The organism is Anabaena sp. FACHB-595, from assembly GCF_048568275.1.
Lineage (GTDB): Bacteria > Cyanobacteriota > Cyanobacteriia > Cyanobacteriales > Nostocaceae > Trichormus.
This window is the reverse complement of record NZ_CP183473.1, coordinates 5193071-5209155: the sequence shown is the minus strand read 5'-3', so window position 1 is coordinate 5209155 and position 16085 is coordinate 5193071. Positions and strand designations below refer to the sequence as shown.

Genomic DNA, 16085 nt, shown 5'->3' with positions numbered 1-16085 from the left:
CTTTACAAAGTTTTCCTAACAGTCATATCTAATAATTAGAATTTTTAAACCATACCATCGTATCTCCTATTTATGACACAACATTCAGATAAAATATTACCTAGAAGTATAAAATATAAAATCAAAAAGCTCTTGAAAATAGTTACTCCTCCAGTTCCTAATTATTTAACTATTTCTATTATCTGTGCTGTCATAATTCGGTTAATTTGTGTTCCTAATCGCTCCTCTGACTATACCTCTTTTTTAGCTCCTTGGTATGATTTTATAGCCAATAATGGCGGTTTTAGTGCCTTAAAACATGGTTTTGCTGACTACACACCTCCCTATCTCTACTGGATTGTATTTGCAGCCACTCTACTTTCAGGATTGCCAAAAATATTTTCAATTAAGCTTTTTGCCATGTTTGTTGATTTTGTTTGTGCTTTCTTCACTTACAAAATTGTTAAACTTAAATATCCGCAAGGCAGACAACCAATTTTCGCTTTTATAACAGTTATATTGAGTCCTGTTGTTATCTATAACAGCGCCATCTGGGGTCAGTGTGACAGTATATATACAACAGGGTTAATTGCCTGTATTTATTTTTTATGTATAAAAAAAGAAATTCCAGCATTGGTGAGTTTTGGGATTGGACTGTCCTTTAAACTGCAAGCAATGTTTCTCTCTCCTTTATTATTAATAATGCTGCTTAAGCAAAGAATACGTTGGTACTATATACCAATAATTCCTTTAGTGTATTTATTAGCAATATTGCCTGCTTGGTTTGCTGGAAGGCCAATGTCGGAATTATTGTTGGTATATTTTAATCAAGCCAATAAATATAAAGAATTAGCCAAAGCCGTCCCTAATATTTATCAATGGATTCCTAATAACTTATATAATATAGTTGTTCCCATAGGCTTAATATCAACTATATTTGCAATAATTTTACTGGCCTACGTCGTACATAAAAGTAAATTAGAAATTACGCAAGAGAGACTAATACATTTAGCAACAATATCAGTTTTGTTACTGCCTTATATACTGCCGAAGATGCACCAGCGATATTTTTATCCAGCTGATATTTGTTCTATTATTTTGGCTTTTTACTTGCCACAATATCGTTGGGTAGCAATAGCTGTACAGTTGTCATCTCTTTTCAGTTACTTGGGAACCCCTATACATATCAAGTTTTTCTCTATTGTTTTGGGTTATGTACTTTGGTTTGTGATCCGCAAGTGTGATTTGATTTATCCAAAATTAAATACTGTATTAAGATAGCGAATTATTCGATTTTTAACCAAATTAATTTTTAGCGGGAGCAATCAAAGTAAAGTTTTCAACAGTTCCTAAAATTTCGTTTCTAGATAAGTTGATCTTTTCTAAAATTGTATTATCCAAAAGCAAATAATGATTATTGCTTCCGATTTGCTGGGAAATGGATGGCTTAGTCAGAACTTGACAATCACAGTAAAAATCTAGACTAGGGCGATTATAGGCAAAAGAAGTATAAATCTTGGTGCCTGGTGAAACGTATTGGCGGATTAATGCGGCAACTGGTTTGACTGGAAATGCTTCGTTTAATTCCCAAATCCATGACTGGGAACTTACGAACATAGTTAAAACTAAATACATCCCTGCAAATAAAACTGGAATAAAGTTGCGATCGCCTTGATTAATCAGCCATGCTACCGTAGACATACTCACGGCTAAGACAAGACTCATGGCAATTAGGACAGGCTGAGGTTCAGTAGCCACAAAGTAAATGCAGCCGCCTAAACCTGCGATCGCCAGTATGACAAATAATACTACCCAAGTTGTTGATTTAACATGATGGTACTGCCAAACATCAGCTAATTTAGCACCAATAGCCAAAGCCAAAAATGGATATATTGGCATAACGTACCAAGGTAGTTTAGTTCTCATCACAGAAATACTTACCAAATAGACAATTGTCCCGACAAGAATTAAACAACCCCAAGAAGTATCACGCTTTTTTGCAGCTAAATAAAGTCCTCCTGGTAAAAACAATAGCCAAGGAAAACCATATTTGAGTATTTCCAGTACGTAGTACCAAGGTGGGCCGCTATGTCCTTCTACAGGTTGAAAAAGCCGATTAAAGGTTTGTGATTGCAAATTGGTTTCTAAAAAACTACCTCCATAATGTTGCCATTGAGCAATATACCAGGCGATCGCTGGCGCACTTCCTAAAAATAGACCTGACCATAAATAGGGGCTAGTTAATAAAATTAATTGTCTATCTGCTAAAAGAAACAAACCAGCAATTCCGCCTAATAGCAAAACCATCATCCCTTTAGTTAGAGCAATTAGCCCTAAACCGATACCCACACCTAAGGCATATTTTTGATTTTGGCGGGCTTTTACTAGACAAAACAAAACGAATAAGAAAAAGGTAATAAGCGTACCATCCAACATTGCTAGTCTTCCGTGGCGTACCACAGGCAACATAGTTAAATAAACTAATGCCGCAAACAAAGCTGGTAAACTGCGGTTAAAAAGCGATCGCCCTAACAAGTACAATAAAGGTACTCCCAAGGCAGTGATAAATGCGCCAGGAAAACGTGTTGTCCATTCATTGACACCTCCAATAGAGTAAGCCCAAGCAATTAATACGTGCATTAGAGGGGGTTTGTTATGATAAGCCTCCCCCGCCAAGGTGGGATAAAGCCAACGCATAGAACCAACTGGAGCCTGCCAAATGTCACGAGCGACCTGTGCTATAGTACCCTCGTCCCAATCTCTTAAAGGTAAGTTACCTAAAAATGTGAGCCACAAAGCCAAAGCAGCAACCAACAAAACTAATAGTAATTTTCTTTGTGTGATTGGGCGCATATTAAAACTTTTAGCCGATGTTTTAGAAGTGGAATAATGGCAGGAATTTCATAATATTTGTCACCGTTTTCAGTGTTTTTAATTCTGGTATGTCTGCTTGTAACTGTTCGGCGATCGCTAATTTTGCCTCAGCTTGTCTGGGTTGAAAGTCATACAAATAAACAAATGCTAGATACAGCCACACATAAGGGTTTTGTTTATCATATTGAGTTAACTGGGTTAAATTTTCGATTAAATCTGGAACTTTCCTTTGTAAAAGTTGTGACAGCACCAAAGTATAACGCCAGTTTAAATTATTCGGCTCATTTTGCAGATGATAAATGGCTGCAAATTCAATTTGTTTTAAGTAATCTTGAGTAGGATCATATTGATTAAAATTAGATATCTGCTCAAATATATTATCTAATTTACCCTTTTGTAATTCTAATCCTAATTGGGACATCCTAGAAACTAAATCTAAAGCTGGTGCTTTTTCTACTATCCCCGTATCGGACACATTTACGGTAATATTAGCGATATTCAACGGTGTAACTTTACCATTTCTTCTATCTAAATATAGTGCTGATAGTTGATATTTTCCTAAAGCAACATTTTTGGGAATAAATGCGGAGAGATTTTCTGTTATCTGAAAAATTCCTTGAGGATGGCATTGAAGACCACAATATAAGTTACCTAGAGCGATCGCGTGGTCATGATAAAATGATGATTCTTCATTTTGCCATTTTAATAGTAATAACCCATTTTGTAATTCATCCCAAGCGCCTGTTATTTTATAAGTAACTGGATTATTCTGATCTTTCACAAAATTGTTAGCAGTTATAACTTGTTTTAAAATAACTTGAGAATCACCGCTATTTAAATTTTCAACGACTACAGCAGGATTTATGCGGTGGTACAATCGTAATTTATCATCTTGGGGCAATTGCCACTCATCCTGCAATTTTAAATCTTTAGAAGATTCTACTAAAGATTTCAATTTTCTTTTAGTTTCTCCCCTTTCTCCAGGTTCATCAGGTTCATTTTCTCTAGTAACATACCAAGAAAAATACTCTAAATCCTGCTCAACTTGAGATAATTGCGTCGTCAATTTCCTGCTATATACTAGAAAATCAGCTAATGTCCCAAAATAATCTAAAGTAAACTGATTGACTTGAGGTGTTGAAACTGGAATAACGCCTAAAGCTGACCTTAAGTATGGATTTATTTGGTTAATTTTGCCTATTAGTTGGGAAAGTGGATATTTTGTTGCCTCATCATTAGGAAAATGCTTAATTCCCCATCCTTGAATAATGGGTAGAGGGAATAAACTATTGAGTAAAACTATGAAACTTAGACCAATAGTCGTTATTCGGAGTCTACTAAACCATTTATTATCAATCAAATTACAAAAATAAGACAGAATTAGACTGATTATCGGAAAACAAGGCAGAATAAACCTAATATCCTTATTAGTACCAAGAGAGCAAATTACATAGCTACTCAGCAAAAAAATGATTAACCAATTTAAACTGGACTGATGCCACTTATTTTTAATTACATGAAAATCAAATTTATTTTGCCACAAATAAACTAGTAAAGTACCTATACTGACAAATAATATCGGTAAGCCAATAGTGTCTGGGATCATTTGTGGGTAAACCAACCATCCGGCTATGGTTGTAGCTGGAGGATCACCTTCTCTTTGACCTACTCTATTAGCATTTAACGCGGATGTAATAATAGTTAACCAATTTAAACCGTACCAAAAACCACAAACTAGCCAAGCTACTATCAAAGATAAACCTGATTGGATTAACTTTAGATAACTACCTTTTCTAACAAAGCTAATTAATGTCAGTATCCCAGGAATAAAAATAAAAATAAATCCTGTGGGTTTTGCTAACATAATCAACCCTAAACTTATTCCTAAGCCCAAGGTTAATAACCACGCGGAAAAGCCTGTTTTTCTGTCTTTCCAAATAGTTAATATAGTGAATGTTAGGGCGATAATTGCTGTTAATCCATAGTCTAATAAATAGTCTGTTCGTATAATTCCCAATACAGGAAATAGTAAACAAAATATACTGGCTGTTATAGCAGTTTTTCGATTTTTAAATAAATAAATGCCTAAACTATAAACTGAAACAATAATGATAGCTGTATATAAAAGGTTTACTAAACTTGCTTGGTCATATCCCCTGCCAAATAAAAATAAGAATGGAACGGTACAAATATATACAAAAGGAGCGCGATAACTAGGGGTTATTTCCCACAGCGATAACCACCAGTCACCAGAAAAAATATTGAAGTTTTGAAAAATTCGATAATGGTGCAATACAGTTGTTAGATGTGCGCTTTGATCATAGGCGGGAATAGAGTCATCTATGAAAAACCAAATTCTATCTATGAATAATGTGACAAAAAAAATTATCAACAGGATGATATAGTCTCTTTTGATTTTAGAAGCATCTGAGTAATTCATATTTACGGCAAAATATTAGTACAACTAACGATTGTTAGTTAGCCTTGCCAATTCACTGGCAATGAATAATAAGTATCCTAAGTTACAGAAAAGGCCAGCGATCGCCTCTTATTCGTTCAACGTCACAAATCTTACTATATATGTGTGGGTCAATTAAAAAAAGATTTTAAGCTGGTCAGGTCACACCATCGTAGTGGTTAAATATTGAGAATTTTAGACAATTTCAGTAAATATACTGTAACGACATATATCTAATTTTTATATTAATAGGATAGTAACATTAATTTGCTAGAGACTTGAAATAGCAATTATCAAGCTAACAAAATTTTTACTGATCCCATATATTGAATAATTAAAGTATTTTTATACATAAGATTCAGTATTTAATCATTAATTTTGCATGAATATCTCAAAGAGTATATAGATTAACTAATCTAAACTTATTGGTAATGCGAAACTATGTTTAGGCGAGTGTCGTCTATCTGCTGGATAACAAAGTTAAAAGGCATTCATTTAACTCAAAACTTAATTTTTTCTTTAAAAGGTAAACATGGTAGTTAGCAGTAAAATATTTCTTATCAACAAGCGACCTTATACAGCATTTTTTAGGTGATCGAATATCTAGTCTTTATCGCTCATGAAGTTTCACAAAATTAACCAAGAAATTGCTGTGTTCTATTAGACGTTTGAATAAATGAATTAATATAACTCAAGAATTGTCTTTGCTTCTGTTTGCTTAAAATCTATGCAATGCAGCAGGATTATGACTCAGTAAGAAGTGAGAAACTTCATCACTTAACAACATTGAATGATAGTAATTTTTCTATTGGAGAATACCGAAAATTTGATGGCTTTTCATATCTTAGCTAAGACGTTTATATCCATTGTCTAAAAGCTAAAATCTAACCCATATCTTTGGTAACTATACTTCACAAGTAGAAACATAAGCTCCACACAGTGAGGATAAGTTTATTTATGATATTCAACAATAGCAGTTACTACATAGATTATTAGCCTATCCTATTGGCTGATTTAGTGTATGAAGCCAACCTAAATCAGCTATAGCTGGTATATTTTTAAATTTCCTTTAATTTGTATTAAAAATTTCAGGATTAATAGAAATTAGCTCAGTATTTAAATGTTAATACAGAAATGTGTAAAAAGTTACTGTCGTCATCGTCACAAAGAATTCTACCCCTGAAGGAGCTATGAAGTGGAAAACAATAAGTCTTTTCTTTGGCCACAAGGAATATTATTTGCATTATTAGCTCTCAGTGCTAGTTTGAGTGTTGGTGTGATGATGTTGCTCAAACCAAACGCATCAGACGCACAAAGCAGAGTCAATATCAACAATATCAACATAACTACTACACCCGCTAAAGCAGGAACTCGGCAGCGAATTGAGAAATTCAAATCGATGATGCTGACTAGTTGGCAGCAAGAAGCAAAAACTAAGGGTTTGTCTTATGCTGTTCCGTCTCGTTTTCAAGGTGCGACTATCAAAACAGCAAAACTCACCCACGGACAGAAAGTCATTGCACTTACTTTTGATGACGGTCCTTGGCCTGAAAGTACTACACAAGTATTAGATATTCTTAAACAAAATAATATTAAAGCAACGTTTTTTGTCGTTGGACAAAACGTAAAAAATTACCCAGATTTATTAAGAAGGGTGGCTGCTGAAGGACACGCCATCGGCAATCATACTTGGCATCATTGGTATCATTTCATGAATCCTCAGGTAGCAGCTTATGAAGTTAATAATACAACAAACCTTATATATCAAATAACAGGTGTGAAAACAGACTTATTTCGTCCACCGGGAGGCATGATGAATAATGGACTAGTCTCCTATGCCAGAAATAATAAGTATGCGGTGATCATGTGGTCATCAGACTCAATTGACTACTCACGTCCCAGCGTACCACGGTTAATTAATAATGTGTTTAGACTAGCAAAACCTGGTGGGATTGTACTTATGCACGACGGTGGTGGTAATCGGACTCAAACTGTACAAGCATTACCAGAAATTATTGCTAGATTTCGCAAGCAAGGTTACAGTTTTGTAACTGTTCCCGAACTCTTAGAAATGCAAGATAAAGATGAAAAATTAATTGCTAATCAAAAGTAATTTGTAATAAAAAAAGACGCGATACATCGCGTCTTTTTTTTAGCTAATAGTCAAAAGTAACTGTTAACCTACTAATAACCAATCACTAGACAGAACTCAGATATTTCTCTACTACAGCTTGGGGGTTAGCTTCTGGGCTTTCAGCCTCTGAAGGTGGTACTAGTTGCCAGAATTTAGGCAAGTATTCCTGCCAATTGTCTAAGATCATTTGAGCTTTTGGCGAACCTGTACGTTCTGCATGAGCTTGAATTAAGTCTTGCAGTTGTTTCTCCCCGGCTGTGGTTAGCACCCGTTGAATTTTCACGATTTCCCGGTTAACTAATTCAGGGAATAAACCATCTTCATCTAAGAAGTAAGCTAACCCACCAGTCATCCCCGCAGCTACGTTGCGTCCTACTTTGCCAAGGACGACAATTGTGCCACCTGTCATATACTCGCAGCAGTGATCACCAGTACCTTCAATTACGGCTACACCTTTAGAGTTACGTACAGCAAAGCGTTCTCCGCCTAAACCATTGGCAAACAATACCCCACCTGTAGCACCGTAGAGACAGGTATTACCCACAATGACGTTTTGTGCAGGATCATAAGTAGCCTCGGTTGGTGGTTTGATAATAATTTCACCACCATGCATTCCTTTACCTACGTAGTCGTTGGCTTCTCCCTTCAGGGTGAGAATAATACCAGGGAGGTTGAAAGCACCAAAGCTTTGACCGACGCTACCTGTGAAATTAAGGTTAATTTGTCCCTCAAAACCACTATCACCGTATTGAGAAGCGATCGCCCCAGCTAGTCTTGCTCCCAATGTTCTGTCAGTATTGACTATAGGTAAGGTTTTGGTAACAGCAGATTGGTTGCGAATGGCTGCTTGAATATCAGGGTCAGCCAGCAATTGGTCATCCACAACTGGGCCGTTGCTGTGGACTTGTTCATGGACCAACCAACTACGATTTTCTTTGGTGTCTGGTAGCTGGAGTAAGCAGTTGAGGTTGATAGCTTGGGTTTTGGGAAGTTGTACGTCTTTACGTGTTGTCAGGATGTCAGCCCGGCCGATGATTTCCGACAAAGAACGATAGCCAAGTTTTGCTAACAGATGACGCACTTCTTCCGCAACGAAGTAGAAGAAATTAACAACGTGTTCGGGGATACCTGTAAAGCGTTTGCGTAATTCTTCTTTCTGGGAAGCAACACCTACAGGACAGTTATTGGTGTGGCAGATTCTCGCCATAATACAGCCTTCTGCAATCATGGCGATGGAACCGAAGCCGAATTCCTCTGCACCCATCAACGCCCCAATTAACACGTCCCAACCACTCTTGAGACCGCCATCTACACGTAAAACCACGCGATCGCGCAGGCTATTTTCCATCAATACCCGATGCACTTCACTCAAACCTAGTTCCCAAGGTGAACCAGCGTGTTTAATGGATGAGAGTGGTGATGCACCTGTACCACCGTCATGACCAGAAATTTGGATGATATCCGCATTGGCTTTCGCCACACCAGCCGCAATTGTCCCAATACCAATCTCTGCTACCAATTTCACTGATACTTGGGCTTTAGGGTTGATTTGGTGTAGGTCAAAAATCAACTGTGCTAAGTCTTCAATGGAATAAATATCATGGTGCGGTGGTGGTGAAATCAAGGTTACACCAGGCTTAGACCGCCGTAACATGGCAATGTATTGGCTGACCTTTGGCCCTGGTAGCTGTCCACCTTCCCCTGGTTTTGCACCTTGGGCAATTTTGATTTCGATTTGTCTGGCGCTGGCTAAATACTCTGGTGTGACACCAAAGCGTCCTGATGCGACTTGCTTGATGGCACTAGAAGCTGTGTCTCCGTTCCGCAAACCTCGCAAATGGGGCAGAGTTGGTGAGTGTCCCGATGCGTCCACATCATCTAATACTTTGTAACGTACTGGGTCTTCTCCACCCTCACCAGAGTTGGATTTACCACCAATCCGGTTCATGGCGATCGCTAATACTTCGTGGGCTTCCCGTGACAATGCACCCAAGGACATCCCTCCAGTACAGAAGCGCTTGACAATATCGCTCACTGATTCTACTTCTTCTAGAGATATGGGGGTGCGATCGCTGTGGAAATCTAGCAAGTCTCGTAAGGCTGTAATTGGTCTGTCTTGCAAGTACTGTTTGTAAACTTCGTAGTGGTCGTATTTCTTCCCATCTACAGCTTCGTGCAGCGCTTTTGCCAGCTTGGGGTTGTTCATGTGATACTCGCCGGTAGGGCGGTAGTTGACAAACCCTAAGTTTTCTAACTTGTGGGTTGCTAGTTCTGGGAAAGCCTTGCTGTGGATGGACAAGACCTCTTGGGCTAACTCGCTGACACTCAAGCCACCAATGCGAGAAGCTGTTCCTTGGAATCCCAAAGCTAACAAATCGCCACCAATACCGATGGCTTCAAAAATCTGCGCTGCTTGATAGCTGGAGAGGAGGGAAATTCCCATTTTTGAGAGAATCTTCAACAAACCTGACTCTACAGCTTTACGATAGTTGGCGATCGCTTGCTCTAATGAGAGGCTAGTGATTTTACCCCGTTCCATGAACTGTTGGGTTGCAGGGTCTGACCACCAATTCCGCACTGTCTCCAACGTCATGTAAGGACAAACAGCACCTGCGCCATAGCCAATTAAACAAGCAAAATGGTGTGTACTCCAGCATTGAGCCGTATTGACAATTAAAGATGTCTTCGTTCGCAATCCTTCCCGAATTAAGTAGTGATGCACTGCACCCACGGCTAATAGGGGCGGAATATAACTATATTCTGTGCTGATACCCTCACCTGCGCGATCGTTCAAAATTAGAATTTTCGCACCAGCCCGGACTGATTCAGCTGCTTGTTGTTGCAAGGCTAGGACTGCTGCTTTTAGACCATCTGGCCCACTAGCGATCGCAAACAAAGTAGACAATTCAGCCGTAGCAAATCCCGATAGCTTAATCGCTGCCAATTCTGACTCTAATAGTACTGGCGATTCCAGCTTCAGTCTTCTAGCGTATTCTGGCTTGGGTTCCAATAAGTTACCTCTCTCGCCCAGTTCCACTTTCAAAGACATCACCAGCTTTTCCCTTAATGGGTCAATTGCTGGGTTGGTTACTTGGGCAAAACGCTGTTTGAAATAGTCATAGAGCAAGTGGGGTTTGTCTGTCAGCACTGCCAAGGGGATATCATCGCCCATACAGAAAGTCGGTTCTGAACCAGTGGCGGCCATCGGTTGAATCACCATCTCCACATCTTCTGTGGTGTAACCAAAGGCTAATTGCTTACGCAGTAAGGTTTCTTTGTCAATCTTCGCAGTGGTTACATGACCATTACCATTACCGTTGCCATTACCATTACCGTTACCATTCACCTGAATGGTAACTTGCTTAAGTTCTTGACGGTACTTTTGTAGCCATTCCCCATAAGGTTGCTGTTTGGCAATGCGCTGCTTAATTTCCCAATTTTTTAGTACTTCATGGTTAACTAAATCCACCGCAATCATTTGTCCAGGGCCTAGTCTACCTTTCTCAATAATGTCTGCTTCTGGGAAATCTACTACCCCAGCTTCTGAAGCCACCACTATATAATCATCTTTGGTAATGAGATAACGAGCTGGTCTTAAACCATTCCGGTCTAATGTTGCACCTACTGTTTTACCATCCCCAAATACCAACAGTGCTGGCCCGTCCCATGCTTCTTGCAAACCACTGTAATATTCGTAAAAATCAATGATTTCGGGATAGTTACGCAAGGATGGTTGATTTTGGTAAGCTTCTGGAACCATAATCATCAAGGCTTCCAAGGGGCTACGCCCAGAATGCACCAATAATTCGAGGACGTTATCGAGAGTTGCCGAGTCACTGTTTCCCATGAGAACTGATGGCTTGAGTTCGTCAAAGCGATCGCCCCAAATGGGATGACTCAAGTTAGCTTCTCTAGCCATCATCCAGTTAATATTTCCCAATAGGGTATTAATTTCCCCGTTATGACCCAATAGCCGCATGGGTTGCGCTAATGGCCACTTGGGCATAGTATTCGTACTAAAGCGACGGTGATAAACAGCAAAGGCGCTCTTATAAGCTGGATTTTGTAGGTCTAGATAAAATGCTCCTAAAACTGCCGATCGCACCATGCCCTTATAAACAATTGTGCGACTGGACAAAGAACAAATGTAAAATTCTTCAGAGATACTTTTTACCGCTTTGAATAGACGCTTACGGGCGATGAAAAGTTGCCTTTCTAGTGCATCACCACTGTTATCGGCGCTCAATATAACTTGCTCAATTCGGGGTTGATTTTCTTTTGCCTGTATCCCCAATAAATCAGGTTGTACCGGAACTACTCGCCAGCCCAATACAGTAAATTTTTCTTCCGTGGCAATTTGCTCAAAAATGGCTTTGGCTTTTCGGGCAACTTCTCCATCTTGTGGCAAAAAGATCATGCCCACAGCAATATTTTTGCTTGACAAAAAGTCTATCTGTCCCTGGGGATAATCTTGTTGCAACAATTCCCAAGGAATAGCGGTTAATATACCTGCACCGTCACCAGAATCTTGGTCAGCACTACAACCACCCCGATGTTCTAAACAGGTCAAAGCCGCTAAAGCTTTAGCCACAATTTCGTGACTGCCATGATTTTGACGATGAGCTATAAAACCTACACCACAGGCATCTCGTTCTTCTACTAACCACCTTTGCCCCTGGTAGGTATCCCCTGAATTATTATTCGCCGTGATTTGTTGGTTTTGATGCGTCGAGTTATCATTCATAGCCTGTTCCTGAGATCGTTGAGTCACGAATTGCGCCACTGTTTGTGAGAAAAATTGCTAAATTTCGTATTCTATGAATACATAAAATCACTGAAATTTAGAGAAAAAAAATTTTAACTCCGGCTTTTTACTACCCCCGTTAAAATTTTGACGTTATGTTTTATGTGTTTATTCTATGGAAGACAAAATCTCTGTGCCTTGACAGTCCCCTAATTAATATCGTCCAGCTTGATATTTTCTCAATTTCTTTGTTTTAATTTTTCCAGCGAAGCGTATTTTTGAGCGCTAGCAATCACCTAAGGTGGGGCATAGCCCATCGCACATCAACTTCACACTTCACTGTTCTTTGGCTAGAAATAATCCTGATTTAGCAGCAAAATCAGCGTAGTACAATATATACCCCTTTGACAATTACTCAAATATTTTCATTGTTGTGAGATTTTCGCTGTTACCACTACACTCCCTACTGTGTAACCTTCACTCAAGTAGCAACAGCAGGAACAATGTATCAGGATTTAATATCTTATCCAAATATAATAACCAAAACTACTAAGCTGTCAGGCCTTTAACTTGCACATCTTTTCGTGATGGCTGTTGACAGTTGACAGTTAACCGTCAGTACTCAACAAACCATACAAGTGAGTATGTAATTTAAAAGCGTAGTAGCTTATTTTTAGTTTTGTTATAACTAATGCTAGTTAAAGCATTCAGTTACAGTGGCTTTTGTGGCAAAATTCTAGCTTGTCATCTTTAAGAGATAAGAAGCCAACATATATCATATCATATTTATTACTAAATTAGCTCTCTATGTTTCAAGATTTCCACACAATTAGCTAACTAGGTCGTTGGGTGATAGGTTTCAAAAGTAACTATGTAAATTATGGACAAAATGACAAATTATTGCCGACGAAAAAATCACAATATTGTTACTAAACCATTAAGATACAGTTTCTTGCCAGCTATTGTGTCCTCTCTAACGGCAATATCACTATGTTTGACTGCTGCCTATGCCACTACCGCCCAGCAGCCACAAAAAGTTGGACAAGCTGCACCTCGTTCAACACCACCGGCATCAGTGAGATTATCTTCAGGTAGCCAAATTTCTCTCAATGGTCGCACCTTACCAGGAGCTTGGTTGCAGCAACCAGGAGCAATACTGATCAGCGACGGCGCTCTTAGGCAATTAATCGGGATAGATTTATTAAGCAGCAACAACCCAGCTAGACAACCAGTTGTGTGGTTTTCATCAACTACCCAGCCATTAGTTTTAGCAACGAAGCTTCAGGGTGGATATCGCTATCTAGATATTACTAATTTTGCCCAAATAGCAGGATGGCAGATCCAACCCCAAGGTAACACATTAGCGATCGCTACTCCCTCAGGGCAAGTAAGAAATATTCGCTCTAGTCAGCGACCAGGAACCCCACTTGTCCCATCTTTGCCAGCAACTCGCATTGTTGTGGACTTAAACCGCCCGACACCTTGGCAAGTCAGACAAGGGCAACCAATCAGACCCCCAGTTGACCCCAATACACCCGATGCCAAGCCTCCCGCGTCTACCCATAGAGAGTGGACAATCGTCCTAGAAGGCATAGCTGATGAGGGTTTAATTCAGCGCTACACACCTTTACCAATAGCGCCGCCACCTGCATCTGATCCAAATTTACTCAAACAATTACCGACACCTGAACCATTAATCACAAAAGTAGAGGTGGTGAATAACCAAACCCTAATTCGTCTCAGGGTTCCCTTGGCTTTATCTCCTAAGGTTAGCACCATCAATAACCCCGATCGCCTAATTATCGACTTGCGTCCTGACCCTTTGGAACCAAGAGATATAACCTGGGCAACAGGACTGCGCTGGCGACAACAGTTTGTCAATTTAGGTACAAATCGTTTCCCTGTCGTCCTCTTGGAAGTCAACCCCAGGACTATCGGACTAACTTTAAAACCAATTGTCACCAACCCAGATACTTTAGTAGGCACGGCACCCATATTGCAAACGGCCCAACGCTACTTTGCAGTAGGTGCAATTAACGGGGGATATTTTAACCGCAATAACCGCTATCCCTTAGGCGCAATTCGTCAGAATAATCAGTGGTTATCTAGCCCTATCTTAAATAGAGGTGCGATCGCTTGGAACGATGCCGGACAATTTTACTTTGGTCGTCTCAGCTTACAAGAGACTTTAGCGACATCTAGTAATTTGCGAGTACCAATCTTAGCCCTTAACAGTGGCTATGTCCAGAACGGTATAGCTCGTTATACACCAGCCTGGGGCAAGATGTACACTCCCTTAACTGACAATGAACGAATTGTCATAGTCCAAAACAACAAAATTACCAATCAGTTTCCAGGGAATAAAGCAGGTCAAACTAACTTTCCTATCCCTAACAATGGCTACTTACTTACATTACGTGGCAATGCCACCACGGTAGCATCACAACTCCCCGTCGGTACTGATGTGCAGATTACCAGCGCCACTACACCTGGTGAGTTCAACCGTTACCCCCACATCATTGGAGCCGGCCCCTTACTCCTCCAAAATAGTCAAATCGTCCTCGATGCCAAAAGCGAACAATTTAGTAACGCTTTTATTGCTGAAAGGGCTGTTCGTAGTGGCATCTGCACTACCGCAAATAATACCTTATTGATTGCCGCAGTCCATAACCGTGCAGGCGGCCCAGGCCCAAACCTAGCAGAACACGCTCAACTGATGAAACTGTTAGGCTGTGTAAACGCCCTCAACCTAGACGGTGGTAGCTCAACTAGCCTGTATCTAAGTGGGCAACTCTTAGATCGCTATCCTAACACCGCCGCCCGCGTCCACAACGGCATCGGGATTTTTCTCCGACCAAAATAGGGGTCTAGGCAGATAGTTTAGATAAGTAAGTAGGTGGATGTGAATATTGATGATTAGGGTTGTGCAGGAGAAAAGAGGGTTTTAGCCTAGTTTCTCTTTCTTAAGATAGCTGTGTTTTTCCCACCGACTTACTGAGTCGAAACCTTCATAACTCATCCTCATCGCCAGTTTTCAAATTTAAAGCTGAGAATAAGCGGATGTTCTACTTGATGAAGAATTGATATAAACCTAGAGTTTCAACTAACATTCTGTACCCTACCCAGTTTCACTTTGCTATGTTTAGCAAGGTGCTGAAAAATTCCTGATTTCACGGTTGTAAAATCCCTCTAAATTTTCCATCAATTATTCAGAAGTAATGATAGTTTGTTTTGTCTGCAAATGAGGTAACTATGGCTCAAACTCAAGAAACCACAACAAAAACTCACACTTTACCCCTACCTACTACCATTACTAGCCGTGGTGTTGCTGCAACTGAGTTGCGTCCTTGGGGTTCTTTTACAGTACTGGAAGAAGGACGTGGATACAAAATCAAGCGGATTGAGGTGAAACCTGGACATCGCCTCAGCCTACAAATGCACCATCACCGTAGTGAACACTGGATTGTTGTCTCTGGTACAGCCAGAGTAGTATGTGGTGAAAAAGAAATCTTATTAGGTAATAATCAGTCTACCTACGTACCCCAATGTACTGCTCACCGTCTGGAGAATCCTGGCGTAATTCCCTTAGTACTCATTGAAGTACAGAATGGTGAATATTTAGGTGAAGATGATATTATTCGCTACCAAGATGACTACTCTCGGACATCTAATTAAAGACTATTGGCAAACTATCTCCGTCTAATAACTTAAATACTAACTTTTCTTTGTGCCTCTGTGTTTAAAAGCGTTTCCAGCACCAAGGCACAGAAGCGCAGAGAATTAATATTAAGATATCATCTGTTGGACTTTACCCTGCTTTCTTGCCTTTTCGCTGACAAGTAAATTCTTTTGGCAACCCATCTGTAATACTAAAAGATGGTGTCTTCACTTGCCCA

7 protein-coding genes are annotated in these 16085 nt (G+C 39.7%); 4 read left to right on the top strand and 3 right to left on the bottom strand.

All coding sequences use genetic code 11. The features are described 5' to 3' along the window. The first annotated feature begins 72 nt into the window (after positions 1–72). Complete coding sequence (locus ACN222_RS21735) at positions 73–1260, top strand: hypothetical protein (protein ID WP_010998485.1); 1188 nt, start codon at positions 73–75, stop codon at positions 1258–1260. A gap of 24 nt (positions 1261–1284) precedes the next feature. Here ACN222_RS21735 and ACN222_RS21730 read toward each other — a convergent pair whose 3' ends face one another. Beyond that, a complete protein-coding gene (locus tag ACN222_RS21730; RefSeq protein WP_010998484.1) occupies positions 1285–2832 on the bottom strand; it encodes an ArnT family glycosyltransferase in 1548 nt (515 codons plus the stop codon). Positions 2833–2854: 22 nt separating this feature from the next. Then, entirely contained in the window at positions 2855–5293 is a 2439-nt protein-coding gene (locus ACN222_RS21725; RefSeq protein WP_010998483.1) for an ArnT family glycosyltransferase, read from the bottom strand. Between the two features lie 1213 nt (positions 5294–6506). Between ACN222_RS21725 and ACN222_RS21720 the strand changes: the two genes are divergently transcribed. Further along, on the top strand, positions 6507–7424 hold the full coding sequence (locus ACN222_RS21720; RefSeq protein ID WP_010998482.1) for a polysaccharide deacetylase family protein: 918 nt from the start codon (positions 6507–6509) through the stop codon (positions 7422–7424). An 85-nt stretch (positions 7425–7509) separates the two neighbouring features. Here ACN222_RS21720 and ACN222_RS21715 read toward each other — a convergent pair whose 3' ends face one another. Further along, positions 7510–12189, bottom strand: coding sequence for a glutamate synthase-related protein (locus ACN222_RS21715; protein ID WP_010998481.1), 4680 nt, complete (start codon positions 12187–12189; stop codon positions 7510–7512). 880 nt (positions 12190–13069) lie between these two features. On the opposite strand from ACN222_RS21715, the gene ACN222_RS21710 reads away from it, so the two are divergent. Both ACN222_RS21710 and ACN222_RS21705 read left to right on the top strand, forming a co-directional pair. Continuing rightward, positions 13070–15052 (top strand): phosphodiester glycosidase family protein, encoded by a 1983-nt coding sequence (locus tag ACN222_RS21710; protein WP_010998480.1) that lies wholly within the window; start codon positions 13070–13072, stop codon positions 15050–15052. Positions 15053–15441: 389 nt separating this feature from the next. Further along, positions 15442–15864, top strand: coding sequence for a phosphomannose isomerase type II C-terminal cupin domain (locus ACN222_RS21705; protein WP_010998479.1), 423 nt, complete (start codon positions 15442–15444; stop codon positions 15862–15864). Positions 15865–16085: the final 221 nt, after the last annotated feature.

What these genes read in the sequence shown, in the direction of transcription:
- ACN222_RS21735 (WP_010998485.1), top strand. Translation starts at nt 73, where the DNA reads ATGACACAACATTCAGATAAAATATTACCTAGAAGTATAAAATATAAA.
- ACN222_RS21730 (WP_010998484.1), bottom strand. Translation starts at nt 2,832, where the DNA reads ATGCGCCCAATCACACAAAGAAAATTACTATTAGTTTTGTTGGTTGCT.
- ACN222_RS21725 (WP_010998483.1), bottom strand. Translation starts at nt 5,293, where the DNA reads ATGAATTACTCAGATGCTTCTAAAATCAAAAGAGACTATATCATCCTG.
- ACN222_RS21715 (WP_010998481.1), bottom strand. Translation starts at nt 12,189, where the DNA reads ATGAATGATAACTCGACGCATCAAAACCAACAAATCACGGCGAATAAT.
- ACN222_RS21710 (WP_010998480.1), top strand. Translation starts at nt 13,070, where the DNA reads ATGGACAAAATGACAAATTATTGCCGACGAAAAAATCACAATATTGTT.
- ACN222_RS21705 (WP_010998479.1), top strand. Translation starts at nt 15,442, where the DNA reads ATGGCTCAAACTCAAGAAACCACAACAAAAACTCACACTTTACCCCTA.